This is a genomic window from Ensifer sp. ZNC0028 (genome assembly GCF_000799055.1).
Classification (GTDB): Bacteria; Pseudomonadota; Alphaproteobacteria; order Rhizobiales; family Rhizobiaceae; genus Ensifer.
On the sequence record NZ_JTLA01000135.1, the window covers coordinates 28,859 to 52,667 of the forward strand.

The following is a 23,809-nucleotide window of genomic DNA, read 5'->3' on the forward strand; positions in this document are numbered from 1 at the left end:
GGGAGAAGGTGCCGGCAGGCGGATGAGGGGCAGCGCCTCGCTGCGCGCATGAGGGGGCCGTTCCGGGCCTAGAACAGGACAATACGCGTGCCGGATCGCGGGTTTCCGGTCTTCTTTCTGGAGTTCAGTCCATGCTCGCATCGGAGCTTAAGGATACGACAGTTGCGGGCGACCGCATCGATCAGCTGGTCGCCGCCCATCGTCCCGGCCATGGGCTTGCCCGCGCCTTCTATCTCGACCCGGAGATCTATGAGCGGGACCTGGAGCGGGTGTTCCGGCGTCACTGGCATTGCGTGGCGCACGAAAGTGCGATCCCGAACGCCAACGATTTCGAGGTCTTTCGCATGGCGTCCGAGCAGGTGATCGTCACCCGCACGGCAAGCGGCGAAATCCACGCGATGCTCAATGTCTGCCGTCATCGGGGTGCGGAGGTCTGCACCAAGGACAAGGGCAACGCCCGCGCCTTCGTCTGCCCCTATCACGCCTGGACCTACGGCAATGACGGCGCGCTGAAGGCAGCAAGGCTGATGCCCAAGGACTTCAAGCGCGAGGACCACGGGCTGAAGAAACTCAACGTGCGTGTCGTTGAGGGGCTGATCTTCATCTCGTTCGCCGCCGATCCGCTCGATTTCTCCGAGGTCGAACGGCTGCTGCACGCGACCTGCGGCCAATATGGCTGGGGCTCGGCGAAGATCGCTCATCGTCAGTCCTATCCGGTTGACGCCAACTGGAAGCTTGCGGTCGAGAATTACGTCGAGTGCTACCATTGCGGCCCGGCGCATCCGGAATATTCCGAAACCCATGCGCTGGAACAGCCGCTGCACATGATCGAGGAGCTGAACGCGAAGATGGAGGCGCGCACCTGCGCGCTCGGCATCGAGGTCGCCTCCGGCAATCACTGGCAGAATTCCACGGGCGGCAAGGAGACCATCCATGCCTTCCGCTACGCGCTCTATGATGGCGTCCAGACCGGCAGCAAGGACGGGCAGGCGCTGAGCACGCTGATGGGCCGCTTCACCGATTTCGACGGCGGCGTCACCTCGATCCATCTCGGCGGCACCACCTTCCTCGTCTGCTATCCGGACCACGGCATGATCTACCGCTTCATACCGAAGACGGCCGAAACCTCGGAGATGGAACTGATCTGGCTCGTCGACGGCAAGGCCGAGGAGGGGCGCGACTACGATCTGGAAAAGCTCACCTGGCTCTGGAAGGTGACGACCGACGAAGACAAGGCGATCATCGAGCACACGTCGCGCGGCGTGCGCTCGCACTATTTCGTGCCGGGCCCGATCGCGCCGATGGAGCAGAACGAGCTGCGCTACATCAACTGGTATCTCGACGAGATCCGCCGGCCGGCCTGAGCGGCAAGCTGCAGGCAAATCGCGTCGCCGGCGCAAGCGTGCCGGCGACGCTTTTCGTTTGCCTAGTCCCGCCGGTTGAAATGCGTCCTCAGCGCCACATGCGTCTGCACCGTCGCGACGCCCGGGATGATCGATATCTGGCGGCGGATGGTGTCGAGATCGCCGTTGGAGGCGCATTCGACCAGCACCATCAGGTCGGTGGCGCCGGCGAGCGACCAGCAGGTGACGATGGGCGGCATGGCGGAGAGATGCGGCACGATGTGGTCGCAGTTCTTGCCGGGCTGGAAGGTGATGGCGATCAGCGATTTGACCGTCGGGCTCTCGTCTTCGATGCCGAGGCGGATGGTGTAGCCGGCAATCACGCCCTTCGATTCCAGCCGCCGCAGCCGGTCATGGGCCGCGCTGCGCGACAGGCCGCTATGGCGGGCCAGCGCCACCAGGCTCTGGCGCGAATCCTGCCTGAGCGCCGCCAGCAGCAGGCGATCCTTTTCATCGATTTCCGTCAAAACGTCGCCTCCTTGTCGACCTTTCCGGACATGTGTCCGGTCAGACGTCATCATGTCCAGTGAAACCGGACGATAGGCAAGATAGCGTCTCCCTGCAACAACGGAGCCTTTCCATGCCCAAACTGAATATCCCCGAGAATGCCGTGCTGCTGCCGATCGACATGCAGCAGGCCTTTGACAGCGCCCCCTGGCCGCGCCGCTGGAACGACGCGGTCGATGAAAACGGCCTTGCGCTCCTTGCCGCCTGGCGGGCGAGCGGTCGGCCGATCATTCACGTGCGCCACGACAGCGTCATGCCCGGTTCGACGCTTTCGCTGGGCGCCCCCGGCAACGGTTTCAGGCCCGGTTTCGGACCGATGGGAGACGAGGCGCTCGTCACCAAGGGCGTCAATGCCGCCTTTATCGGCACGGATCTCGATCTGCGCCTGCGTCGTCTCGGCGTCGACACGGTCGTCGCCTTCGGTATTTCCACCGACATGTGCGTCTCGACCTCGGTGCGCGTCGGCGCCAATCTCGGCTACCGCATGATCCTCGTTGAGGATGCCTGCGATTGTTTCGACCAGCCGGACGGCGAAGGCGGAGTGATCTCGGCGCGCGAAATCCACCGCGCCCACGTGGCGACCTTGCGGGCGGAATTTGCCGAGGTGTTGTCGACGGCGAAGCTCGTCGAGGCGTTGCAGCGACCGGCAGCGGCTTGACGGTCGGGCGCGGGCAGACGTGGGCTAACGCTTGGCTGCTTGTCTCTCCCGCGCCGCCGATTAACGGTTGGCGCCGCGGACTTCCTGGATCTCGGTCGTCCATTTCGGCGCCGTCAGGCTTTCGCCCTCGCGGTTGGGGAAGGTGAGGAAGGTTTCGAACGAACGGCTCTGGCCCGCCGGCACGCGGGCGAGGATCAGTGCTGTGTCGTTGCCGATCGTCTCGCAATTGCCGTCAGGGCAGTTTTCGAGCGTGACCGCGAGGCGGAAATATTCGAGCAGCTGCGGCCCTTTGTTCGTCACCGTGCCGCGCAGCCGGAAGCTTCTTTCCGGCTGGCTCTGCTCGAAGGTCAGGCCTTCCAGGGCGACATCGGAGGCCGTGAGACCGGCGGGCTGCGTCGTCTCGACGGGCTTCGGCGCGGGAGGCGTGCGGCCGTCGCGGTCGACAAACCAGATGATGAAGGCGACGAGCAGGCCGAGCGCCACGGCGACGGAAAGGATCGGTTCGGCCCAATGACGAAAGCGGCTGAAGCGCGCTGCCAGATACACGACGACAAGACCCAGCGGTAACGCAATCAACCACAGCATCAAGATCCTCCTCAACCCCCGCATCATTCCTTGGTCCGGAATCGACGCAACAGAGAAATCGTGCAGCCGATCAACGTGTTACAGCGACGCTCGCCTTCTCGGAACGGCGCGCTCCACCACCTGGCCTTTATATAGGGTGGGTGCAGACTGGCAACACGCTGGGGCGTCGGACGAAAGGAAGCACCCTGACGAATTGGTGAACACGCGTGACCAAGTCATGCGCTCCCGCGCCCGCGCCCGCGTGTGCAGGACGCCTCCCTATCTGGCGGGTGTCAGATCCACCCAGTAGGTGCCTTCGAAGGGCACCGCGGCGAAGCGGGCGTTGATCTCGGCAAGGCTCTTTTGCGGATCGAGATCACCGAACAGATCCGGCCGGATCCAGGTGGCGAAGGCTTCGGCGGCGACGATGTTGAGCGGGATCGCGTTGAAGAAGTTCCAGAGACCGTGCACGCGCTTTTCCTCGATGGCGCGGATGGTCTTCAGCGCCGGCGCTTCGATGGTGCGGGCGAGCGTCTCGCGGGCTTCGTCTTCGCTGACGCCGGGGCCGATCGAGAGCGTGCCGTATTTGCCGCCGGGCGAGGAGGTGGCGATATAGATTTCCGGATTGGCGGCCATGATCGCCTCGGCGTTGACGGTGCCGCCCGGCCGCGGCAGCACGCCTTCGGCAAAGTTGCGGCCGCCGGCCACCGTCAGGAATTCGCCGAGGCCGCCGGTGCCATAGGCCCAGCAACAGCGGTCGGGCTGGGGGAAGGCGTCCATCAGCACCAGCGGGCGCGGTTCCGGCTTGGCGGCGATGCGGTCGCGGATCAGCTTGAGCTTGTCCTCGTAGAACCGGGCGAAGGCCTCGGCCTGTTCGTCCCGTTCGAGGATCCGGCCGAGCAGACGCATCATGCGCGGCGTGCCGGTCAGCGCGTCGTTGTTGAAATCGACCACCACCACCGGCACGCCGATGCCGGTCAGGTACTCGATGGCGCGCCTGCCGGACTCCGTGTCGGACTGCCAGTTGTTGAGCAGCGCGAGATCGGCCTTCACGGTCAGCAGCGTCTCGAAGGAAAGGCCCGGGCCCGTGCCGTCGTCGATCTGCGGCACGTCGGCGATATCAGGGAATTTCCGCCGGAAGCTCTCGTAGATCTCGGGGTTGTCGGTCTTCATGTCGCCGGACCAGGCGGCAAGCAGGCTGACGGGATCGGGATGGATGAGCGACAGGGCGACGAGGTTGAATCCGCTTCCAAGCAGGATCGCCTTCGGCTTTGCCGGTATCGTCACCTCGCGGCCGACCGCGTCGGTGACGGTCATCGGCCAGATGCCTTCGGCGCGGGCGGAGACGGCAAAAAGCAGGGCTGTGATGACAACGATCGTCAGCCGCAGAGCGGCCGGGAAGGGGAAGCGGGAAGACAAACCTATTGGTTCCTTTGGCTCGGGAGGGCGCAGAGGCTGCCGCAGCTCGGGACCCCGGGCAGCAGATAGCGCAGGCAGCAGATCTTGCGCCGGCAGACACGGGCGCCGTCTTCCTCCTCGTGCCGCAGGCAATCGAAGAAGGGGTTGGGCGTGCCGTCCGGCAGGGACTTGCTGCCGATCAGCGCGTCGGCCTGCGCGTTCAGCGGCTCGATGCCGGAGGCGCGCAGCGCATAGTCGATATAGACGAGCGCATTGTTCCAGGCGAGCTTCGGGGCGATGCCGCCGACGGATTTGAGGTGGCCGACGACCTCGCGCAGATGCCCCTGCATGAGGGGAGCAAGTGTCGCGAAAACGTCGGTATCGTCTCCCTCCTGCCAATCGCCCGAGGTCGCGACGCCGAAGGCGCGGGGCAGGCCGTCCTCGGCAAGCGCCACCTTCATGCGGTCGAAGGAGACGGGAAGGACATGGTGATCGAGAACGCGCGCCACCAGATAGGGGATGGTGAGGGCCGAGAAGTAATAGAGCGACCACATGGAGGCGACGGCGCGCCGGTCGCTGGCGCCGGACTTTTCCGTGTAGATATCGAGCGCCCGATCGAAGGCGCCGGAGGAAAAGAAATCCGTCAACGCCACGCCGTCGGACAGTTCGTCCGCGAGCACCATCTTCTCGTTGCACCAGGCATGGGGGCCGGCAAAGGCGGCCGACAATGCCTTCGGACCACCGGTCGCCATGACCTGTTCGGAAACAGCAGCCGTCATCGCGTCACCCGCACATGGGCAAGCCCGATCGGAACTACAGCCGTAGACGAACACCGTCCTGCAAGCATTGGACACCTTCTGAGCGTGGTCAGAAACTCATAAGGTGATCGTGTTACTCATGATTTCGTGCTGTGCAAGTCATTTATGAGTTTTATGCTCATGATTTCAGGCGCGGATGCGATGGCCGCAGGCCGGAGCCTGCGGCCATCGGGCTCGCCTATTGCATCAGCCCGAGCTGCTTGTAGAAGCCGAGCGCGTCGTAATAGTCGTTCTGGGCAGTGATCTTGCCGTCCTTGACCGTGAAGACCGAGGCGCCGGTGAACTTGAAGCTCTTGTTGGTCGCAGCCGTGCCATCGGCCCAGGCACCGGAATTGGTGCCGGAGAACTCCCATTCGAAAGACACCTTGTCGCCGCTGGCGATCGGATCACCCTTCATGGTCCAGACGGCATCGGGCGCTGCGTTCAGGAAATTGTCGATGACGCCGGTCTTGGCGGCATCCTTGCCGGTCACTGGCGTGCCGACCGACGCGTCGTAATAGGTGACGTCGTCGGCAAAGTAGGATGCGGCCTTGCCTGAGTCATGGGCATTCCAGGCCGCGACATAGGCCGCGACCACATCGGGCGCCGCGTCGGCGGCAAAGGCCGCCGGCGTAAGCACGAGGGCGCTGAGGCCGAGAGCCCCAGCCGCAACAAGCAATTGACGACGGTACATCGCAAACTCCTCCCGTTTGTTTCGTTTGCATGCATTCTCCGCGTCCGGGGCGGTGAGCCTCAGCCGTGGTTGATCATGATGTGGCGAACGGCGGTGTAGTCCTCGAGCGCATAGACCGACATGTCCTTGCCGTAGCCCGACTGCTTGACGCCGCCATGCGGCATCTCGTTGGTCAGCATGAAGTGGGTGTTGATCCAGGTGCAGCCGTATTGCAGGCGCGAGGCCGCCTTCATCGCCCGGGAGATGTCCTTGGACCAGACGGAGGAGGCAAGGCCATAGTCGCTGTCGTTGGCCCAGGCGATTGCGTCGTCCTTGCCGGTGAAGCGGGTGACGGAGACGACGGGGCCGAAGACTTCGCGCCGCACGATCTCGTCTTCCTGCGTGGCGCCGGCCACAACCGTCGGCTGGAAGAAGAAGCCGTCGGCGCTGCCGGCCGCCCCGCCGGTGGTGATCTCGATGTGCTTCTGGTCGGCGGCGCGCTCGACGAAGCTCGCGACACGGTCGCGCTGGCGACGCGAGATCAAGGGGCCGATCTCGTTTTCGGTGTCGTCGGCGAGATTGTAGCGGATGGTGGAGACGGCCGAGGTGAGGTCGGCGACGAGCTTCTCGTAGATGCCGGCTTCGGCATAGATGCGGCAGGCGGCGGTGCAGTCCTGGCCGGCGTTGTAATAGCCGAAGGTGCGGATGCCGTTGACGACGGCTTCCAGATCGGCGTCGTCATAGACGATGACAGGGGCCTTGCCGCCGAGTTCCAGATGGGTGCGCTTGACGGTCTTGGCGGCGGCCGCCAGAACCTTCTTGCCGGTGGCGATGTCGCCGGTGATCGAGACCATCGAGATCTTCGGGTGGTTGATCAGCGCATTGCCGACGGTTTCGCCGCGGCCGGAAACGACATTGACCACGCCTTCCGGCAGAATGTCGGCAAGCACGCGGGCAAGCTTCAGCGCCGTCAGCGGTGTCTGCTCCGACGGCTTGAAGACGACGGTGTTGCCGCCGGCGATTGCCGGCGCCAGCTTCCAGGCCATCATCATCAGCGGATAGTTCCACGGCGCGATCGAGCCGACGATGCCGATCGGATCGCGGCGGATCATCGAGGTATGGCCGGGCAGGTATTCGCCCGCCGTCGGCGCATGCAGGTTGCGCACGGCACCGGCAAAGAAACGCCAGCAGTCGACGATCGCCGGAATTTCGTCGTTCCTCACCGCGTTGATCGGCTTGCCGCAATTCAGCGCTTCCAGCGCTGCGAAACCATCAGCCTCCTTCTCGATCGCGTCGGCGATCTTCAAGAGATAGTTGGAGCGCTCGGCCGGCGTCGTCTGCGACCATGTGGTGAAGGCTTGCTCGGCGGCGTCGACGGCTGCCTCGACCTGGGCGTGCGAAGCTTCCGGCAGATCGACGATCTTGCCGCCCGTCCGCGGGTTCAGGATGTGTTCGTCGGCCTCGGTGCCGGCCTCGAAGCGCGATCCGATCAGCAGTTGGGTGTCCATGTCTGTTCTCCCTTGAAAGTCGAGTTATTTGCCGGCGCCGGCGATCTGGTCGCCGTCGCGGGTGAGGTAGTAGGCGCCGAGGATCGGCAGGAAGGTGACGAGCACCACGACCATGGCGACGACATTGGTCACCGGCCGCTGGCGCGGGCGGATCAGCTCTTCGAGCATCCAGATCGGCAGCGTCGATTGCTGGCCGGCGGTAAAGGTGGTGACGATCACCTCGTCGAAGGACAGCGCGAAGGCGAGCATGCCGCCGGCGAGCAGCGCCGTGCCGATGTTCGGCAGGATGATGTGGCGGAAGGTCTGGAAGCCGTCGGCGCCGAGGTCCATCGAAGCCTCGATCAGCGAGCCGGAAATCCGCCGGAAGCGGGCGACCGCATTGTTGTAGACGACGACGATGCAGAACGTCGCGTGGCCGAGCACGATGGTCCAGAACGAGAACGGGATATCGGCCATCGAGAAGGCGGATCTGAGCGCAATGCCGGTGATGATGCCGGGCAGAGCGATCGGCAGGATGACGAGCAGCGAGATCGTCTCGCGGCCGAAGAAGCGCGTCTGGCTGACGGCGGCTGCACAGAGCGTGCCGAGCACGAGCGCCACGGCGGTGGCGATCGAGGCGACCTTGACCGAGAGCGTCAGCGCCGCCCAGACGTCGGGGCGGTTCCAGGCAACGGCGAACCATTGCGTTGTCAGGCCGGGCGGCGGGAACTGGTAGCTCTTTTCCTCGGTCGTGAAGGCGTAGAGGAAGATCAGCAGGATCGGCAGGTGCAGGAAGGCGAGGCCGGCGGCGGCGGCGATCTTCAGGCCCATCGGCGAGCGGTTGAGGCGATCAGAGCGCATCGAAGGCCCCCATGCGTTTGGCCATGAACAGGTAGGCGCCCATGATGACGATCGGCACCACGGTGAAGGCGGCGGCGAGCGGGATGTTGCCGGCGGTGCCCTGCTGGGCGTAGACCGCCTGGCCGATGAAGAGGCGCGACGAGCCGACGATCTGCGGGATGATGTAATCGCCGAGCGTCAGCGAGAAGGTGAAGATCGAGCCGGCGACGATGCCGGGCAGAGCCAGCGGAAACAGCACGAAGCGGAAGGTCTGCGCCGGTGTGCCGCCGAGGTCGGAGGAGGCCTCGATCAGGTTGCCGGGCACGCGCTCCAGCGCTGCCTGGATCGGCAGGATCATGAAGGGCAGCCAGACATAGACGAAGACGACGAAGGTGCCGGTGTAGCTGACCGAGAGCGAGTTGCCGCCAACGACAGGCAGCGCCAGCCAGCCGTCGAGCAGCCAGAGCAGGTGCAGCTTTTCGAAGATCCAGGTGAGGATGCCTTCCTTGGCGAGGATCAGCTTCCAGGCGTAGATCTTGACCAGATAGCTCGACCAGAGCGGCAGCATGACGCCGAGATAGAAGAGCACCTTCCATTTTCCCTGGGCGTAACGCGCCGCGTAATAGGCGATCGGGAAGGCGATGATGGCGGAAGCGACGGTCACGGTTGCGGCCATCAAGACGGTGCGCAGGATGATGTCGAGATTGGTCTCGCTCAAGAGCTGGCGATAGGTCGCGAAGGTGAACTCGTAATTGATCAGCCCTGAGAAATCGTCGATCGAGAAGAAGCTCTGCAGCAGAAGCGCAAAGAGCGAACCGAGATAGACGACGCCGAGCCAGAGCAGCGGCGGGGCGAGCATCAGCGTCAGAAGCAGATGCGGGTGCTTCCAGAAGAAGTCCGACAGGCGGCCTGCGGGGCCGCGGCGTTCAGGCAGAACGAGGGGTTCGGCAAAGGCGGTCATGCGTCCTCCATCGGGTGCAGCTCGTTGGCGGCAAAGCTGATGGTGACGGGGCTGCCGAGCGCGGGCACCGCAAGGGCGGCAGGGCTGGCCACGGCGACACGGGCGCCGTCGACGTCGACGACGACGCGGTTGACGGCGCCGAGGAAACTATGGGCGGAGACGGTGCCCGACAGGCTGAGCGCGCCATTGGTCGGCGCGGCGATGGCGATCGCCTCGGGACGCAGGCTGGCAAAGGGTGCCTTCAGCCCGAGCCGCTGGCAGAGGCTTGCCGGCAGTACGTTGGACGAGCCGACGAAATCGGCGACGAACCGCGTCTTCGGCTGCTTGTAGACATCTTCCGGGCTGCCGAGCTGCTGGATGCGGCCATCATTGAAGACGGCGATGCGGTCGGCCATCGACAGGGCCTCGCCCTGGTCGTGGGTGACGAAGACGAAGGTGATGCCAAGCGACTTCTGCAGGCTCTTCAGTTCCTCCTGCATCTGCTCGCGCAGCTTGAGGTCCAGCGCGCCGAGCGGCTCGTCGAGAAGCAGCACCTTGGGCTTGTTGACCAGTGCGCGGGCGAGCGCCACGCGCTGGCGCTGGCCGCCGGAGAGCTGGCCAGGGCGGCGGGCGCCGTAGCCCGGGAGCTTGACCATGGCGAGCGCGTCCTCGGCCGCCTTGCGGCGTTCCTCGCGACCGACGCCCTTGACCATCAGCCCGTAGGCGACGTTGTCGAGGATCGAGAGATGCGGGAAGAGGGCGTAGTCCTGGAAGACGGTGTTGACGCTGCGGCGATAGGGCGGCACGCCCTCGGCGGTTTCGCCGAAGATCTCGATGTGGCCGCCGGTCGGCTGCTCGAAGCCGGCCATCAGGCGCAGGCAGGTGGTCTTGCCGGAGCCCGAGGGGCCGAGCATGGCGAAGAACTCGCCCTCTGCAATTTCGAGGTTCACGCCATCGACGGCGCGCACGGCGCCGAAGTGGCGGGAAACATTGTCGAAGAGAACGGCGGTGGTCATTTGAATGCTCCGGAAATGTGGCCCCTCATCCGCCCTGCCGGGCACCTTCTCCCCGCAGGCGGGGCGAAGGGGACGTGCGGCGGGCGTCTTGCCTCAAGTTCACGCCCTGCGGTTTGGCCGGGGGCGTTCCCTCTCCCCGCGTGCGGGGAGAGGGTCAGGGTGAGGGGCAAATGCTTGCGATAGGTCTGACGGCTCAGCGGCCGCCGATCACGCCGATATAGTCGGAGACCCAGCGGTGATAGGGCACGCATTCGCCCTGGCTTGCGCACTTCGTCACCGGCGTCTTCCAGAACTTGACCTTGTCGAAGTCCTCGTAGCCGTTGGTCTTGCAGCCGGCATCGGTCAGGAGTTCGTTGCCCTTGCAGGCGGCACCGACCGACGGGTTGGCGCCGAACCAGGCGGAGACGTCGCCCTGGACCTTCGGCGACAGCGAGTGCTCCATCCACATATAGGCGCAGTTCGGATGCTGGCTATCGGCATGCAGCATGGTCGTGTCGGCCCATCCTGTCACGCCTTCTTCCGGAATGGTCGAGGCGATCGGCAGCTTCTCGGCTTCCATCAGGTTGACCTGGAACGGCCAGGAGCCGGAGGCGACGACGCCTTCGTTCTTGAAGTCGTCGATCTGGATCATCGCGTCGTGCCAGTAGCGGCCGACGATCTTGCGCTGGCCGCGCAGCAGCTCGAGCGCTGCCTTGTACTGGTCTTCATTGAGTTCGTAGGGGTCCTTGATGCCGAGTTCCGGCTTGTGTGCCATCAGGTAGTTGGCAGCGTCGGCAACGTGGATCGGGCCATCATAGGCCTGGACGCGGCCCTTGTTGGACTTGCCGTCGGGCAGGTTCATTTCCTCGAAGACAACGTTCCAGCTCTTCGGCGCTTCGCCCTTGAAGGCGTCCTTGTTGTACATCAGCACGTTCGGGCCCCAGACGTAAGGCGTGCCGTAGTGTACGCCGTTGACCGTGTACCAGGGCGCGTTCTGCATGCGCTCGTCGATGGTCTTCCAGCTGGGGATCAGGTCGGTGTTGATCGGCTGGACGCGCTTGCCGGCAACGAGGCGGAGCGACGCGTCGCCCGAGGCGGTGACGAGGTCGAAGCCGCCTTCGTTCATTAGTGCCACCATTTCGTCCGAGGTCGCGGCGGTCTTGACCGAGACCTTGCAGCCCGTTTGCTTCTCGAAATCCGTGACCCAGTCATAGGCCTTGTCAGTCTCGCCGCGCTCGATGTAGCCGGCCCAGGCGACGATGGAGAGTTCGCCTTCACCCTTGCCGAGTTCCTTCAGCGGCTCCTGCGCGAATGCCGGGGCGACAAGGCCGAGCGACAGGGTCAATGCCGTGCAGGATTTGAGCATCTGCTTCATCTGAATTCTCCCAGTTTTGAGCCGCGTTTTGCGGCTTCGTTCCCAGGATGAAGCGTGCCTTCATTTCACCGTATTCGCAAATTCATTAAACAGAATGTCGCTTTCGGTTTTTCCGATATCTATAGTCGAGAGGCACGCCAAAGGTGTGGTCAGTGGTGGGAGAAGGCTAATAAATCCAGGGAATTAGCGCGGCCTGGCGCTTCGGAGCGCCTCGGCGATGCCGACGAAATCGCGCGCCGATTGTGGCAGGCCGGAACCCTTGCGCCAGACCATGCCAACCTGGACGACGGGAAGGGCGCCGGAGACGTCCCGGCTTTCGATGCGGTCGCCTTCCAGCGACCAGGGGCGATAGACGAGGTCGGGAAGGAGCGCGATGCCGGCGCCGGTCGCGACCAGACTGCGCACCGCCTCCACCGAGCGGGTGCGGAATGCCACGTGCGGGCGGGCGCCAAGTGCGGTCAGAAGCTTGCCGGTGTTCTCCTCGATTTCGTCCACCGTCAGCATGATCAGCGGTTCCTTGGCGATATCGCTGACGGAGATGATGTCGGCGCTGACCAAGGGATGGCCGATCGGCAGCCACAGGCGATAGGGCGAGGTTTCGAGGATTTCCGCCTGCAGCGCCATGCGGTCGCGCAGGTTGGAGATGACCATGACGGCGACATCGAGCTCGCCGCCGATCAGCAGATGTTCGAGATAGGAGCCGTTGTCCTCGATGGCACTGACTTCCACGCCGGGGCAGGCGCGGCGATAGCGGGCGAGCAGATCGGAAAGCACGTAGCCGGCAACCAGCGAAGTGACGCCGAGGTTGAGCTTGCCGCCGGTTTCCTCGCGGCTGTCGGAGAAACTCCGACGGGCGTCGGAGACATTGGAGAGGATCTTGGTGGCGTGGCGCAGGAACTGGTGGCCGTTATGGGTGATCGACAGGCCGCGCGGGTGCCGGTCGAAGAGTTCGACGCCGAGATCGCCTTCAAGCTCCTTGATCGCCTCGGTGATCGAGGATTGCGAGATCGACAGGTTCTGCGCCGCGCGGGTGATCGACCCCTGTTCGGCGACGGCGACGAAATACTGCAACTGTCTGAAAGTGAAGGCCATGGCGCGAGTTAATAGGTGTGGGGCGCGGCTGGCAAGCCGTTGCCGCGCCGCCGCTGTCTGCCCGGATTAGTTCACTTTTCGAAAGGCGTCGAAACCACTGCGTTTGTTGTAGAGAACCAGAACGGCTTTCCCGAAAATGTTCTCCTCCGGAACAAAGCCGACATCGTGCCGGCTGTCGGCACTTCGGTTCCTGTTGTCGCCAAGCATGAAGTAGTGGCCGTCTGGAACGGTGAATTCCTGGGTGTCGGAGACGGGCGTGTCTTCGGCCATTCGGTGAAAGCGGTCGCCGGACAGCCTTTCGCTGTAGATTGTAAAGTCACCGCCCTGATCGTCCGGATTGTGTTGTACCTCGACCTGCTCCTTCGGCGTCGGTTCGCCGTTGATGTAGAGAGTACCGCCCCTGTATTGAACGCTGTCGCCGGGCAAACCGACGACCCGCTTGACATAGGGGAGCTCCGGCTGCGGCGGGAAGGCGAAGACGACCACGTCGCCGCGTTCCGGCGCGCTCGCAAGTACCTTCGATTTCAGTCCGATGCTGAAAGGGAACGAGAACTTGCCGTAGCCATAGGCGTATTTGCTTGCGACCACATAGTCGCCGCTACGGATCGTCGGGTACATCGAAGATGCCGCTGTGCCGAAGGACTGGAACAAGAGCGACGTGAAGGCAATTGGCGCGACGAGGAAGATCAGGGCGAGGCCGTACCAACGTGCATACCAGGGAAAGCTCTGGCCAGGCGAAATGCCGCGAGCCAGCTGATAGCCGTGGTTTGATCCGAAGCAACGGAAGGCAACCAGCGCGAGATCGGCAAGCCACGTCGCGTCATGGGTACTCGTCGCTGCGGCAATCGCCCAGGAGGCGCCGAAGTACAGTGCGACCTCCGCAATGAAGTATGCCAGGGCGAGCTTCCAACGCCCAAGATAGGCCATCATCAGCGCTGGCGCGGCGAAGAAGCCGATCAATGCGGCGCAAACAGGATGGCGATTGCGAAAGGCCTGCAATACTTTCATGGAGACACCACGGGAGAGAGAATCGGAGCGGATTGTAGGTAGAAGGTGTAAATCAGTAATTGTAGGGGGTGGCGTTATCAACCCCGCATATTCTGAGCCGACCTGCTCGCGTGACGACCTGAATGCCAGTGATACCGCTTGATCGAGCGAGGACGTGAAATGGACAACAGGGCAAGCGCCAAACCCATGCCGAGCGAGCCCGGCATCCTCGCTTTCCACCGCCGCTGCGAGGACTTCTATCCGGCCGATGCGGTCGATGCCCCGATCGAACGGCAGCGCAAATGGTATGACGCGCTCTGCGCCGAATTCGATGCGCCGAGCCCGAAAGGGCTCACCCGCGAAGACACGCTCGTCGATGGTCTCATCCCGATCCGGCACTACACGCCGGCCACGGTATCGACCGAGACGCGCATCTACTACATCCACGGCGGCGGCTTTGTCGTCGGCTCGCTCGACAGCCATGATGCGATCTGCGCCGAGCTCTCCGATTTCGCCCACGCCGAACTGGTTTCGGTCGATTATCGCCTGGCCCCGGAGCATGTCTGGCCGGCCGCGTTCGACGATTGCTACGCGGTGCTGAAGGAATTGCTGTCCGATGGCTGTCCTGTTGTCGTTGCCGGCGACAGCGCCGGCGGCAACCTGACGGCGGGCATCGTTCTGAAGGCGCGGGCGGAAGGTCTCAAGGGCATTGTCGGCCAGGCGCTGATCTATCCGGGCCTTGGCGGCGATCTCGTCTCGGGATCTTACGAGGAAATGGCCGAGGCGCCGGGGCTGACGACCGCCGATGTCAGCTACTATCGCGATATCCTGAAGGCGCCGGCTGACAATCCTTTCGCCGCACCCTTGGCGGAAACGGACCTTTCCGGCCTGCCGCCGAGCTACATCACCGGCGCCTTCTTCGATCCCTTGCGCGACGATGCGCGTCTCTATGCGGCGCGGCTTGCCGCCGCCGGCGTCAACGTCACCTTCCGCGAGGAACCACAGATGATCCATGCCTGGCTCAGGGCGCGGCACATGAGCGAGGGCGCGCGGGACGGCTTCCGCCGGCTGGCGGAAGGGGTGGCTGTTCTCGTCGGGACGCGCTGACGCGCTGGCATCGGGTGCGGCAACGCCGAACCGTCGTGTCGGCTGGAACGGCCCTAGCTCTTCGCCTTGAACACCAGCACCGGATTTGCCTGGAAAGCGTCAGGGAACAGGGTTCTCAGGTTCTCGATCTTCGGCAGGTCGTTATAGACGATGTAGGGATGGGTCGGGTTTCGGGTCAGGAAATCCTGATGGTAGTCCTCGGCGGCGTAGAATCCCTTGAACGGCGAGACCTGCGTGACGATCCTCGCCGGGAAGGCGCCAGACTTGCCGAGCTGGTCTATATAGGCATCGGCGATACGCTTCTGTTCATCCGTGACGGCAAAGAGCGCCGAGCGATACTGGGGACCATGATCCGGTCCCTGATAGTTGAGCTGGGTCGGATTGTGGGCGACGGAGAAGAACACCTGCAGCAGCCGGCCATAGGTCACTTCGCGTGGATCGAAGGTCACTTCCACCGATTCCGCGTGGCCGGTCTTGCCGCCGCTCACCGTCTCGTAGTCGGCGGTTGCCGCCGCGCCGCCGGCATAGCCGGAGACGGCCTTCTTCACGCCTTTGAGGTGCTGGAAGACGCCCTGAACGCCCCAGAAGCAGCCGCCGGCGAAGACGGCGATTTCCGTCGATGCGGATGATTTCTCGTCTAGCGAAGGCGGCGGAATGACGACGGCCGGTTCCTGGGCGGTGGCGATCGGCGCCGATGCCATCAGCGCGGCAAAGACTGCCGCTGCCAGGTTCATGAAAGGTCTGCCTGCGATCTGTGCCGACTTGCTGCGCGCCATCGCGTCCTCCCATCGTCCGGCTTCAGCGCCGGACGTTCGATGACCTCATGTTTTCATGGGATTGGCAACGGTCAAATCGCGATCGCGTGCTTCACGCCAACGTGACGATCCGATACCACTGGACGAATATGAGGTGCCGAGAGCAGGGGACGATGCCATGGCTGGAGAAACGGATCTCGCGAAACTGCTTTCGACGATGAGCCCGGTGCTGTTTCCGCAGACCTATGTCTATTGCACCGTCGCCTATCGGGACGCGGCGCGCTATGAGGCGCTGGAGCCGCTCGCCACCTATCGCGAAGACGAGGGGCTGACGCTGGTGCTGACCCGCGCTGCCGCCGACGGGGCGGGGCTCGGCTACGGCCCGTTGCTGCGCCGCATCACGCTCAACGTGCACTCGGCGCTCGAGGCCGTCGGCCTGACGGCGGCCGTTTCTGCGGCGCTGACGCGCGAAGGCATCAGCGCCAATGTGATCGCCGCCTATTACCACGACCATGTCTTCGTGCCGGAAGCGGATGCCGAGCGGGCGCTCGATGCGCTCCGGGCGCTGACCGTCGCCTGACAGGCGCCACGCTTACATGAAGCGCGTGTCGGCGGGCGTGTTGAAGTGGTCGTCGTCGCGGCCGTTTTCATAGATGATCGGCGCCGCAGCGAGTTCCGCGTCGCTGACGCCATCGAGGCAGGCGACATTGACCGCGTAGAAGTGGCCGATGAAATCCTTGTGGTAGCCGCGCGAGAAGGGCCGGACACCGCAGCGGCTGCAAAAGTAGTGATCGACGTCGCCTTCGATCCAGCTCGAATTGTCGGCCCGGTAACTCGTCAGCCGGTCCTTGCCTGACGTGATCTCGAATTCCCCGCGCAGCGCGAAGGACTTCTGCATCCGCGTCTTGGCGCAGAAGGAGCAGTTGCAGCGGCGGATGCCCTCGGCAAGGTCGAGCTGGCCTTCGAAGGTGACAGCCTTGCAATGGCAGCTGCCGCGATAGAGCTTCTTCATCGGTTTCCTCCCTGGGGTTGGGCGCAGATCACCATCCGCCGGCCGAGGCCGGCGGCGCTTGAGATTTGCGCTACTTTGCGTTTCCGGCCCGGCGCCTGGCGCCGGGCACCGTTAACCGGCGTTGCCCGAAGGCGCCGGCTGATCGGCGGCCACCTGCGCCTTGCCGTCACCGTCATCGCTGGCCTTGCGCAGGAGCAGGAAGGCGATGAGTGCGGTGCCGAGCGAAAGCAGCACGCAGATCGAGGCGGTGAAGGCGAAGGACTGGGTGAAGACGTCGCGCGCCGCCGTCAGCAGCCGTTCGGCCTCTGCAGGTGGCAGGTCGGCAGCCACGGCGACAGCTCCGCCAAGTGTCTGGCGGGCGGCGGCAACGGTTTCCTCCGGCAAGCCGGTGACCACCAGCTGGTCCATGCGGCCGCGATAGGCCGAGGTCAAAAGGCTGCCGAGCACGGCGATGCCGAGCGCGCCGCCGAATTCGAAGCTGGTCTCGGAGATGGCGGACGCTGCACCGGCGCGCTCCGGCGGTGCCGAGCCGACGATCATATCCGTCGTCAGCGTGCCGACAGGGGCAAAGCCGAGGCAGAGCACGACGAGGCCCGTGGTGACGAGCAGGGGACTGCTTGATGTGCCGACCTGGGTGCAGATGGCAAAGCCGATCGCCGTCAGCACGAAGCCCGCCGCAATCAGGTTCGAGGCGGCAAAACGGGTGGCAAGCATCGGCACGGTCATCGACGCAACGATCATCGCCACGCCCGTCGGCACGGACCAGAGACCGGCGACGAAGGGGGTGAGCCCGAGCACCAGCTGCAGGTACTGCGCCACGAACAGGAAGGCGCCGAAGCCGACGAACAGGCCGAGAATGTTGACTCCAAGGGCGGCGCTGAAGGCCGGCGTCCTGAACAGCGCCAGGTCGATCAGCGGGTCGGCGAGTCGGAGCTGGCGCCGCGCAAACAGGATCGCGACGACGATGCCGAGCAGGATGAAGAAGGCCGCGATGGTATCGAAGCCGGCCTCGGCAACGTGCTTCATGCCGTAGATCACCGAAAGCACGGCGACGAGCGACTGGGCGGCGCTGACGAGGTCGATCCGGCCGGCCTCGGGATCGCGGAATTCCGGCAGGAGGATCGGGCCGAGAATGAGGATCAGCACCATGACCGGCACGGCGAGCAGGAAGACCGAGCCCCACCAGAACTGCGACAGCATCAGCCCGCCGACCACGGGGCCGATGGCGCCGCCGGCCGAGAAACTGGCGATCCACACCCCGATCGCAAAGGTGCGCTGGCGATCGTCGAGGAACATGTTGCGGATGAGCGAGAGGGTGGAGGGCGCAAGGGTTGCCGCCGCCACGCCGAGCACGGCACGCGCGATGATCAGCGTCTCGGCATTCCAGGCAAAGGCGGCGAAGATCGACGCCAGGCCAAAGGCGACCGAGCCGATCATCAGCAGCCGCCGGCGGCCGATGCGGTCGCCGAGCGTGCCCATGGTGATCAGCGAGCCTGCGACCATGAAGCCGTAGATATCGATGATCCAGAGAAGCTGGGCGGCCGAGGGCTTGAGCTGTTCGGCAAGCTGCGGGACGGCGAGGTTCAGCACCGTCAGGTCCATGGAATAGAGCATGCAGGGCAGCGCCAGTACGGCGAGCCCGATCCATTCGCGCCGGGTCGCCTTCGGACCGGGCGCGTTTTCGGTTTCAAAGTTCGAAAGCTCAGACATGGTCGACGTAATCCCTGAGCCGCTCGAGGCACTCGCCCCAGCCATCCTGGTGCGAGTCGCGCTCTTCGACGGTCTCGAATGGTGTTTGCTGGAAGACCAGCCGCGTCTTGCCGCCGATATCGGCAAAGGAAACGGTGATCAGCGTGTCGCTGCCGGGCTCGCCGTCTTCATCCCATGCGAAGGTGAAGACCAGCTTCTCGGGCGCGCGCACTTCGCGAAAGATGCCGCTCATCCAATAGTCCTGGCCTTCGGGCGAACGGATGCAGGCGCGCCACGCGCCGCCCGGACGGAAGTCCATGTTGACCGAATGCGGCGTGAAGTCCCGCGGGCCCCACCAGCGCAACAGGTGCTCCGGTGTCGACCAGACCTTGAAGACGAGGTTTATCGGCGCCTCGAAGTCGCGCACGATTTCCAAGCTGATATCCTTGCGTGCTGCGTTTGCGGTCGCCGCTGTCATGAATCCTCCTCCTCTGAGCGCCCCAATGCGCCCAGTCTTTAACCGTAGAGTTATTTAACTCACCGGTTAATATCCGGGCGCAAAGGCGATTGTCAAGGCTGGCTCAAGCGACGATCTGATTTTTGTCAATTTGGGCGAGGGGAGGACGCCTGGTCGCCTGCTTTACGTCGATACCGTGAGGCACCGCGCCTTGAGGCGGGTCAGCACCCGGCCGAAGGCACCGGGGTCCTCGAGGCTTCGCGCTAGGATCAGCGCGCCCTGGATGCCGCCGACGATTTCCTCGGCAAGGCCGTCGCACTCGGCGGCGGGCGTGCCGGCGCGTTCCAGCGTAGCGGCGAGATCGGCGCGCCAGTCGGAGAAATAGCGGTTGAGTTCGCGGGCGAAGCGGTCGTGCGCGCCGCTGGTCGCAATCACCCCCATCAGGCAGAGGCGTCTGCCTTGGCGGAAGTAGCCGTCGACGGCGGCAAACATCGCGTCCAGCGCCGCGGTGGGATCTTCGGCATTGCGCAGCGGCTCGAAGATGTGCGTGCGGAACCAGGCGGAGATATCGCCAAGCACGGCCTCGGCCATCTCCTCCTTCCCGCCGGGGAAGAAGTGGTAGAGGCTGCCTTTGCCAAGTCCGGTCTTCTCGGTGATCAGGCTGAGGCTGGTGCCGTCATAACCGTTCTCGCGGAAGATTTCCGCAAGCATGGAGATGACGTCCTTTCGCTCCGTGACGACGCGGCTCATGCGGGCTTCCTCGCGAGCGGATACTCGACCTTGGCGAAGCGGTGGAACAGCGCGCCAACGGCGACGAGAATAAGCGAGCCGGTCAGCACCGGGAAGAGCAGGAATTCGAAGCCGGGATCAGCGGCAAAGACGACGAGCGGGTTTGCACCCGCCGGCGGATGCGTGATGCGCAACGCCGCCATCAGCGCGATCGCCGCGCCGACGGCGATGGCGACCGCCCACCATTCATTCGGAAAGACTGACCTGAGGACCAGGCCGACGAGGGTGGCGACGAAGTGGCCGCCGACGACGTTCGCCGGCTGCGACAGCGGGCTTGCCGTGACGGAGAAGATCAGCACGCAACTGGCGCCGAATGGCGCCATCAGCATGGGGTGGCCGACAAGGCCGGTGAGCGCGCCGATGGCGGCGATGGCGACGAGGCCGCCGATGCCGGCAATCAGGCCACGGTTGATATGAACGGGAGGCTGATGACGCGAGAAGAAATGGCGCATTTGTGTACCAATCGGTCAAGTGTTTACCGATTGGTACAATGATGTGCCGACGATGTCAAGACAGGGCCGCCGGACCGGGCGTGGCGGCGGTCGGCCACTGGCCCGCTCCGTGTGTGCCGCTCACATGAAGTCGCGGGGGATCCGCTTCTTGAAGTGCTTCTCGAAGATCGGCGTGTCGCCTTCGTAGGCGACGACCTCGGCCTCGGTGATCCACTCGTTCTGTGTGCAGTGGAGCGTCGAGGTGGCGACGGTGCGCACCGACCAGCCCTCGCGCTTGGCGACGCAGGTCCAGGTCGAGGTGCCGATCATCGACAGCGGGTCGTCCGGTGCGATCGACCACGTCTCGTCGCGCACGTCCTGGGTGGCAAGGCCCGTATCCGGATGTTCGGAAAGCCCGGTGTCCTCGTAGATCCGGTAGTGGGTCATGCCGTGGGTCATGTCGCGCTCGACGGTGCGGCTCGAAACGCCGCGTGTCAGCTCGCGATACTTCGGCAGCGGATCGGGGTTCTCCGGCTCGGGCACGACGATCTCCTTGTGCGCGCCCAGCAGCGGCAGGGCGAGCGACAGGCTTGCCGTGTCGATCGAAAGACCCGGGTCGGTGGGGGTGGGGAGGATCAGCGGCCAATAGGAGGTCGAGAGCGAGACGCGGATGCGATTTCCCGCGCGGAAGCGGTAGCCGCAGGCGTCGAGCGTGAGCGTGATCCGGGACTTGCGGCCGGGCTCCATGGCGCGCGGCTGGGCGTTGCCGTCGCGGTGCGCCAGATTGAGCACCCCAAAGGCGACGCGGGTGGCGGTGCCATCAGGATGCACGTCGACCAGGCGGACGGCGAGATTGGCGGTCGGCGCTTGGCAGGTGACGTCGACGGTCAGCGTCGGCTGGCCGAGATAGTCGGCGGCTTCCAGCAGCGGCGCGGTTTCGAAGACGAGCGAGCCGGCATCGTCGATGCGCTGGTCGCCGGCCATTTCGGCATCGGGCTTCAGCGTGAAGTATTCGCCGGATGCCGTGCCGGTATCGAGCGGCGATTTCAGGTAGACCTCGCCGATGCCGGTGCCGCCGGCAGATGGCGTCAGCCGTCCGTCATGCGAGACGCCGAAGAGCTGCATTTCCGGTGCGGTCCAGGCGTCCTTCGCCACCCACCGGCCGGGATCGCTGTCACGCCGGAGCGACGGGCGCGGGCCGTCGAGGATATAGGCGCGCACCTGTGGCCCGTTCTCGGCGCCGTTTTCCTCGTCGCGCAGCCAGCGGTTCCACCAGCGGATCGCCTCGCCATGGAAATCGGCGCGCGGCTTTGGAAAGGCGAAATGCGGGTATTTGTGCACCCAGGGGCCGATCAGCGCCTTGGCCCTGTCGCCAAGGCCTTCGACCGCCTTCAAGGGCGTGTTGCGGTAGCCGTCGGCCCAGCCGGCGATGACCAGCGCCGGGATGCCGACCCTGTCGAAGTCATCGCAGATCGATCCGTGCTGCCAGAATTCATCGCGACGCTGGTGCTCCAGCCACTCCTCCATGAAGAAGGGCTCTTTTTCCAGCCGCTCCATCCACATCGCCTTCCAGCGATCGCCGACGATGGCGGGATCCGGCGAGCGCGACTGGTAGCCGAGCATGGTCGCCGCCCAGGACAGCTGGGCCGAGAGATGGCAGCCGTTCTTGTAGTGGATGTCGTCGTTGTAGCGGTCAACGGTCGAGGCGATGGAGATGACGGCTTTCAGCGCCGGCGGCTTCAGGGCCGCGACCTGCAGGCAGTTGAAGCCGCCCCAGGAGATGCCCATCATGCCGACCTTGCCGTTGGACCAGGGCTCGGCGGCGATCCATTCCACGATCTCGCAGCCGTCGGAAAGCTCGCGCGGCGTATATTCGCCGTCGATCACGCCCTCGCTTTCGCCGGAACCTCTGATGTCGACGCGCACGCCGGCAATGCCGGCGGCGGCAAAGACGGGGTAGGTGGACTCGTCACGCAGGCTCGTGCCGCCCTGCTTGCGGTAGGGCAGATATTCGAGCACGGCCGGAACCGGTTCGGCCTTAGCGCCGGCGGGCATCCAGATGCGGGCGGCAAGCTCGGTGCCGTCCTTCAGCCGGATCCATTCGTTTTCGATGACAGTGAATTCGCGTTCTGACATGTGGTTCCAACGATCTCTTTTGTTCTCTCGGGAAGTGCCGGACGAACCCGCGTCCGGCATTCGTCGCAATGGCTTAGCTGTCGAACCAGACGCGGCTGCCGACATAGCCGTTCGAGAGGTCGTTGCCGATGTCGTCGACGAAGCCCTTGAGCGAGGCCGAGGCGGCGTTCACGTAGTCGTTGAAGACCGGCAGGATCAGCCCGCCTTCGTCGCGCACGGTCATCGCCATGGTGTGATACATTTCCTTGCGCTTAGTCTCGTCGAGCTCGGAACGAGCCTGCAGCAGCAGCTTGTCGAAATCCTCGCGCTTGAAGCGCGTGTCGTTCCATTCGGCGGTCGAGAGATAGGAGGTCGAGTAGCGCGAATCCTGCGTCGGCCGGCCGCCCCAATAGGAGGCGCAGAAGGGCTGCACGTTCCAGACATTGGTCCAGTAGCCGTCTTCCGGCTCGCGGCGCACTTCGATCTCGATGCCGGCCTTCTTGGCGCTTTCCTGGAAGAGCACGGCGGCGTCGGAAGCCCCGGGGAAGGCGGCGTCGGAGGTGCGCAAGAGGATCGGCCGGTCGTGGCCGGACTTCTTGAAGTGGAAGGCGGCCTTGTCCGGGTCATAGGCGCGCTGCTCGATGCCCTCAGGCGCCAGCGCATAGTTGCCGTTGACCGGATAGTCGTTGCCGAGCGTGCCGAAGCCGCCGAGCACCCGGTCGAGGATCGCCTGGCGGTCGACCGCATATTTCAGCGCCAGCCGCAGGTCGTTGTTGTCGAAGGGCGCCGTGTCGCAGTGCATCAGGAAGCTGTAGAAGCCCTTGCCGGAGGTCCTGAGGATCTCGACGCGCGGCGCGCGCTTCAGGAGCGGCACGGTCTTCGGGTCGATGTTGTTGATGAAGTGCACCTGGCCGGAGGAAAGTGCTGCGATGCGCGCCGTCGTGTCGTTCATCACGATGATCTCGACACTGTCGACGAAGCCGCGGTCGGAGCGCCAGTCGTCGGCGTTCTTCTCGAAGGTGGCGCGCAGGCCAGCCTCGTAGCTTGAAAGCTTGTAGGGACCGGTGCCGATGGGCGAGGCCGGATTGTCGACGCCGCCCTTCGGCTGAATGATCAGGTGGTAGTCCGTCAGAAGCAGCGGCAGGTCGGCATTGCCTTCGGTCAACGTCAGCACCAGGCTGCCTGCCTTCTCCTCGATCGTCTTGATCGAGCGCATCAGCCCGAGCGCGCCGGACTTGGAGCCTTCGTCCGCATGGCGCTTCAGCGTGGCGACGACGTCGGCAACCGTCAGCTTGCTGCCGTCGTGGAAGCTCACATCGCTGCGGATCTTGAAGGTCCACTCGGACGCGTCGGCCGAAGGGGTCCAGGATTCGGCAAGCGCCGGCAGCGGCGCGCCGGTCTTCGGGTCGGATTCGACCAGCGTATCGCCCCAGAGGTGGCCGATTACGAAGGAGACGGAACCGCTATAGGCGGCGGGGTCGAGCGAGTCCGTCGTGGCGCCGCCCTTGAGGCCGAGCTTCAGATGGCCGCCACGCTTCGGCTCCTGAGCCCTTGCGTCAGTGGCGGCGAGCGTGCCACCGAAACCGGCCGCAAGGCCCAAGGCTGCCGTGCCGGCCAGGAAGCCGCGCCGGCTGAGGCCGGTCGAGGCAAGGCTCGCCGGGACAAGGAGGCCGTCAGGACGCTTGGTGAATTCGGTCATTCTAGGGTTCCCTTTGGAGTGATGCTTGTTAGGGAAAAC

At 64.6% G+C, this 23,809-nt stretch carries 24 protein-coding genes; 4 read left to right on the forward strand and 20 right to left on the reverse strand.

Annotated elements, in window-relative coordinates; all coding sequences use genetic code 11:
• The first annotated feature begins 131 nt into the window (after positions 1 to 131).
• Complete coding sequence (locus L981_RS28665; RefSeq protein WP_043624635.1) at positions 132 to 1,364, forward strand: aromatic ring-hydroxylating dioxygenase subunit alpha; 1,233 nt, start codon at positions 132 to 134, stop codon at positions 1,362 to 1,364.
• Positions 1,365 to 1,426: 62 nt separating this feature from the next.
• Here L981_RS28665 and L981_RS28670 read toward each other — a convergent pair whose 3' ends face one another.
• Complete coding sequence (locus L981_RS28670; protein ID WP_245281734.1) at positions 1,427 to 1,870, reverse strand: Lrp/AsnC family transcriptional regulator; 444 nt, start codon at positions 1,868 to 1,870, stop codon at positions 1,427 to 1,429.
• 113 nt (positions 1,871 to 1,983) lie between these two features.
• On the opposite strand from L981_RS28670, the gene L981_RS28675 reads away from it, so the two are divergent.
• Positions 1,984 to 2,568, forward strand: coding sequence for a cysteine hydrolase family protein (locus L981_RS28675; RefSeq protein ID WP_043624641.1), 585 nt, complete (start codon positions 1,984 to 1,986; stop codon positions 2,566 to 2,568).
• Positions 2,569 to 2,628: 60 nt separating this feature from the next.
• On the opposite strand, the gene L981_RS28680 is transcribed toward L981_RS28675, so the two are convergent.
• The 11 genes from L981_RS28680 to lepB form a co-directional block, all read right to left on the reverse strand.
• Positions 2,629 to 3,153 (reverse strand): hypothetical protein, encoded by a 525-nt coding sequence (locus L981_RS28680; RefSeq protein WP_043624643.1) that lies wholly within the window; start codon positions 3,151 to 3,153, stop codon positions 2,629 to 2,631.
• A 258-nt stretch (positions 3,154 to 3,411) separates the two neighbouring features.
• Positions 3,412 to 4,521, reverse strand: coding sequence for an ABC transporter substrate-binding protein (locus L981_RS28685; protein WP_043624760.1), 1,110 nt, complete (start codon positions 4,519 to 4,521; stop codon positions 3,412 to 3,414).
• A gap of 32 nt (positions 4,522 to 4,553) precedes the next feature.
• Complete coding sequence (gene fhuF / locus L981_RS28690; protein WP_052202075.1) at positions 4,554 to 5,309, reverse strand: siderophore-iron reductase FhuF; 756 nt, start codon at positions 5,307 to 5,309, stop codon at positions 4,554 to 4,556.
• A gap of 217 nt (positions 5,310 to 5,526) precedes the next feature.
• Positions 5,527 to 6,021: an ester cyclase gene (locus tag L981_RS28695; RefSeq protein ID WP_043624646.1), complete on the reverse strand. Its 495-nt coding sequence runs from the start codon at positions 6,019 to 6,021 to the stop codon at positions 5,527 to 5,529.
• A 59-nt stretch (positions 6,022 to 6,080) separates the two neighbouring features.
• Complete coding sequence (locus L981_RS28700; protein ID WP_043624649.1) at positions 6,081 to 7,508, reverse strand: gamma-aminobutyraldehyde dehydrogenase; 1,428 nt, start codon at positions 7,506 to 7,508, stop codon at positions 6,081 to 6,083.
• Between the two features lie 24 nt (positions 7,509 to 7,532).
• Positions 7,533 to 8,348, reverse strand: coding sequence for an ABC transporter permease (locus L981_RS28705; protein ID WP_043624652.1), 816 nt, complete (start codon positions 8,346 to 8,348; stop codon positions 7,533 to 7,535).
• Positions 8,338 to 9,288 carry an ABC transporter permease gene (locus L981_RS28710; RefSeq protein WP_043624654.1) on the reverse strand — a complete coding sequence of 317 codons (951 nt, stop codon included), beginning with the start codon at positions 9,286 to 9,288 and terminating at the stop codon, positions 8,338 to 8,340. The genes L981_RS28705 and L981_RS28710 overlap by 11 nt, the downstream gene beginning before the upstream one ends.
• Positions 9,285 to 10,283: an ABC transporter ATP-binding protein gene (locus tag L981_RS28715; protein ID WP_043624657.1), complete on the reverse strand. Its 999-nt coding sequence runs from the start codon at positions 10,281 to 10,283 to the stop codon at positions 9,285 to 9,287. The genes L981_RS28710 and L981_RS28715 overlap by 4 nt, the downstream gene beginning before the upstream one ends.
• Before the next feature lie 193 nt (positions 10,284 to 10,476).
• Positions 10,477 to 11,637: an ABC transporter substrate-binding protein gene (locus L981_RS28720; protein WP_043624660.1), complete on the reverse strand. Its 1,161-nt coding sequence runs from the start codon at positions 11,635 to 11,637 to the stop codon at positions 10,477 to 10,479.
• Between the two features lie 183 nt (positions 11,638 to 11,820).
• Complete coding sequence (locus L981_RS28725; RefSeq protein ID WP_043624663.1) at positions 11,821 to 12,729, reverse strand: LysR family transcriptional regulator; 909 nt, start codon at positions 12,727 to 12,729, stop codon at positions 11,821 to 11,823.
• 66 nt (positions 12,730 to 12,795) lie between these two features.
• Positions 12,796 to 13,737: a signal peptidase I gene (lepB, locus tag L981_RS28730; RefSeq protein ID WP_082006196.1), complete on the reverse strand. Its 942-nt coding sequence runs from the start codon at positions 13,735 to 13,737 to the stop codon at positions 12,796 to 12,798.
• A 159-nt stretch (positions 13,738 to 13,896) separates the two neighbouring features.
• On the opposite strand from lepB, the gene L981_RS28735 reads away from it, so the two are divergent.
• Complete coding sequence (locus tag L981_RS28735; RefSeq protein WP_043624666.1) at positions 13,897 to 14,823, forward strand: alpha/beta hydrolase; 927 nt, start codon at positions 13,897 to 13,899, stop codon at positions 14,821 to 14,823.
• Between the two features lie 53 nt (positions 14,824 to 14,876).
• Here L981_RS28735 and msrA read toward each other — a convergent pair whose 3' ends face one another.
• Positions 14,877 to 15,557 carry a peptide-methionine (S)-S-oxide reductase MsrA gene (gene msrA / locus L981_RS28740; RefSeq protein WP_043624769.1) on the reverse strand — a complete coding sequence of 227 codons (681 nt, stop codon included), beginning with the start codon at positions 15,555 to 15,557 and terminating at the stop codon, positions 14,877 to 14,879.
• Positions 15,558 to 15,756: 199 nt separating this feature from the next.
• On the opposite strand from msrA, the gene L981_RS28745 reads away from it, so the two are divergent.
• Positions 15,757 to 16,158 (forward strand): ACT domain-containing protein, encoded by a 402-nt coding sequence (locus L981_RS28745; protein ID WP_043624668.1) that lies wholly within the window; start codon positions 15,757 to 15,759, stop codon positions 16,156 to 16,158.
• A gap of 12 nt (positions 16,159 to 16,170) precedes the next feature.
• Here the strand turns inward: L981_RS28745 and L981_RS28750 are convergent, their stop codons facing one another.
• From L981_RS28750 to L981_RS28780, 7 genes are all read right to left on the reverse strand, one after another.
• Complete coding sequence (locus L981_RS28750) at positions 16,171 to 16,590, reverse strand: GFA family protein (protein ID WP_043624671.1); 420 nt, start codon at positions 16,588 to 16,590, stop codon at positions 16,171 to 16,173.
• Between the two features lie 111 nt (positions 16,591 to 16,701).
• Entirely contained in the window at positions 16,702 to 18,300 is a 1,599-nt protein-coding gene (locus L981_RS28755; protein ID WP_052202078.1) for an MFS transporter, read from the reverse strand.
• Positions 18,293 to 18,757, reverse strand: coding sequence for an SRPBCC domain-containing protein (locus L981_RS28760; protein ID WP_043624674.1), 465 nt, complete (start codon positions 18,755 to 18,757; stop codon positions 18,293 to 18,295). The genes L981_RS28755 and L981_RS28760 overlap by 8 nt, the downstream gene beginning before the upstream one ends.
• 162 nt (positions 18,758 to 18,919) lie before the next feature.
• Positions 18,920 to 19,486, reverse strand: a complete 567-nt coding sequence (locus L981_RS28765) for a TetR/AcrR family transcriptional regulator (RefSeq protein ID WP_043624677.1) — start codon at positions 19,484 to 19,486, stop codon at positions 18,920 to 18,922.
• Positions 19,483 to 19,977, reverse strand: a complete 495-nt coding sequence (locus tag L981_RS28770) for an HPP family protein (RefSeq protein ID WP_043624680.1) — start codon at positions 19,975 to 19,977, stop codon at positions 19,483 to 19,485. The genes L981_RS28765 and L981_RS28770 overlap by 4 nt, the downstream gene beginning before the upstream one ends.
• Positions 19,978 to 20,097: 120 nt before the next feature.
• On the reverse strand, positions 20,098 to 22,092 hold the full coding sequence (locus L981_RS28775) for a CocE/NonD family hydrolase (protein ID WP_043624682.1): 1,995 nt from the start codon (positions 22,090 to 22,092) through the stop codon (positions 20,098 to 20,100).
• A gap of 73 nt (positions 22,093 to 22,165) precedes the next feature.
• Entirely contained in the window at positions 22,166 to 23,770 is a 1,605-nt protein-coding gene (locus L981_RS28780; RefSeq protein WP_043624685.1) for an ABC transporter substrate-binding protein, read from the reverse strand.
• Positions 23,771 to 23,809 lie beyond the last annotated feature (39 nt).

Excerpts from the sequence above, each read along its gene's own strand:
- L981_RS28665 (WP_043624635.1), top strand. The coding sequence starts at position 132 with ATGCTCGCATCGGAGCTTAAGGATACGACAGTTGCGGGCGACCGCATC.
- L981_RS28675 (WP_043624641.1), top strand. The coding sequence starts at position 1,984 with ATGCCCAAACTGAATATCCCCGAGAATGCCGTGCTGCTGCCGATCGAC.
- L981_RS28680 (WP_043624643.1), bottom strand. The coding sequence starts at position 3,153 with ATGCTGTGGTTGATTGCGTTACCGCTGGGTCTTGTCGTCGTGTATCTG.
- fhuF (WP_052202075.1), bottom strand. The coding sequence starts at position 5,309 with ATGACGGCTGCTGTTTCCGAACAGGTCATGGCGACCGGTGGTCCGAAG.
- L981_RS28695 (WP_043624646.1), bottom strand. The coding sequence starts at position 6,021 with ATGTACCGTCGTCAATTGCTTGTTGCGGCTGGGGCTCTCGGCCTCAGC.
- L981_RS28700 (WP_043624649.1), bottom strand. The coding sequence starts at position 7,508 with ATGGACACCCAACTGCTGATCGGATCGCGCTTCGAGGCCGGCACCGAG.
- L981_RS28705 (WP_043624652.1), bottom strand. The coding sequence starts at position 8,348 with ATGCGCTCTGATCGCCTCAACCGCTCGCCGATGGGCCTGAAGATCGCC.
- L981_RS28710 (WP_043624654.1), bottom strand. The coding sequence starts at position 9,288 with ATGACCGCCTTTGCCGAACCCCTCGTTCTGCCTGAACGCCGCGGCCCC.
- L981_RS28715 (WP_043624657.1), bottom strand. The coding sequence starts at position 10,283 with ATGACCACCGCCGTTCTCTTCGACAATGTTTCCCGCCACTTCGGCGCC.
- L981_RS28720 (WP_043624660.1), bottom strand. The coding sequence starts at position 11,637 with ATGAAGCAGATGCTCAAATCCTGCACGGCATTGACCCTGTCGCTCGGC.
- L981_RS28725 (WP_043624663.1), bottom strand. The coding sequence starts at position 12,729 with ATGGCCTTCACTTTCAGACAGTTGCAGTATTTCGTCGCCGTCGCCGAA.
- lepB (WP_082006196.1), bottom strand. The coding sequence starts at position 13,737 with ATGAAAGTATTGCAGGCCTTTCGCAATCGCCATCCTGTTTGCGCCGCA.
- L981_RS28735 (WP_043624666.1), top strand. The coding sequence starts at position 13,897 with ATGGACAACAGGGCAAGCGCCAAACCCATGCCGAGCGAGCCCGGCATC.
- msrA (WP_043624769.1), bottom strand. The coding sequence starts at position 15,557 with ATGAACCTGGCAGCGGCAGTCTTTGCCGCGCTGATGGCATCGGCGCCG.
- L981_RS28745 (WP_043624668.1), top strand. The coding sequence starts at position 15,757 with ATGGCTGGAGAAACGGATCTCGCGAAACTGCTTTCGACGATGAGCCCG.
- L981_RS28750 (WP_043624671.1), bottom strand. The coding sequence starts at position 16,590 with ATGAAGAAGCTCTATCGCGGCAGCTGCCATTGCAAGGCTGTCACCTTC.
- L981_RS28755 (WP_052202078.1), bottom strand. The coding sequence starts at position 18,300 with ATGTCTGAGCTTTCGAACTTTGAAACCGAAAACGCGCCCGGTCCGAAG.
- L981_RS28760 (WP_043624674.1), bottom strand. The coding sequence starts at position 18,757 with ATGACAGCGGCGACCGCAAACGCAGCACGCAAGGATATCAGCTTGGAA.
- L981_RS28765 (WP_043624677.1), bottom strand. The coding sequence starts at position 19,486 with ATGAGCCGCGTCGTCACGGAGCGAAAGGACGTCATCTCCATGCTTGCG.
- L981_RS28770 (WP_043624680.1), bottom strand. The coding sequence starts at position 19,977 with ATGCGCCATTTCTTCTCGCGTCATCAGCCTCCCGTTCATATCAACCGT.
- L981_RS28775 (WP_043624682.1), bottom strand. The coding sequence starts at position 22,092 with ATGTCAGAACGCGAATTCACTGTCATCGAAAACGAATGGATCCGGCTG.
- L981_RS28780 (WP_043624685.1), bottom strand. The coding sequence starts at position 23,770 with ATGACCGAATTCACCAAGCGTCCTGACGGCCTCCTTGTCCCGGCGAGC.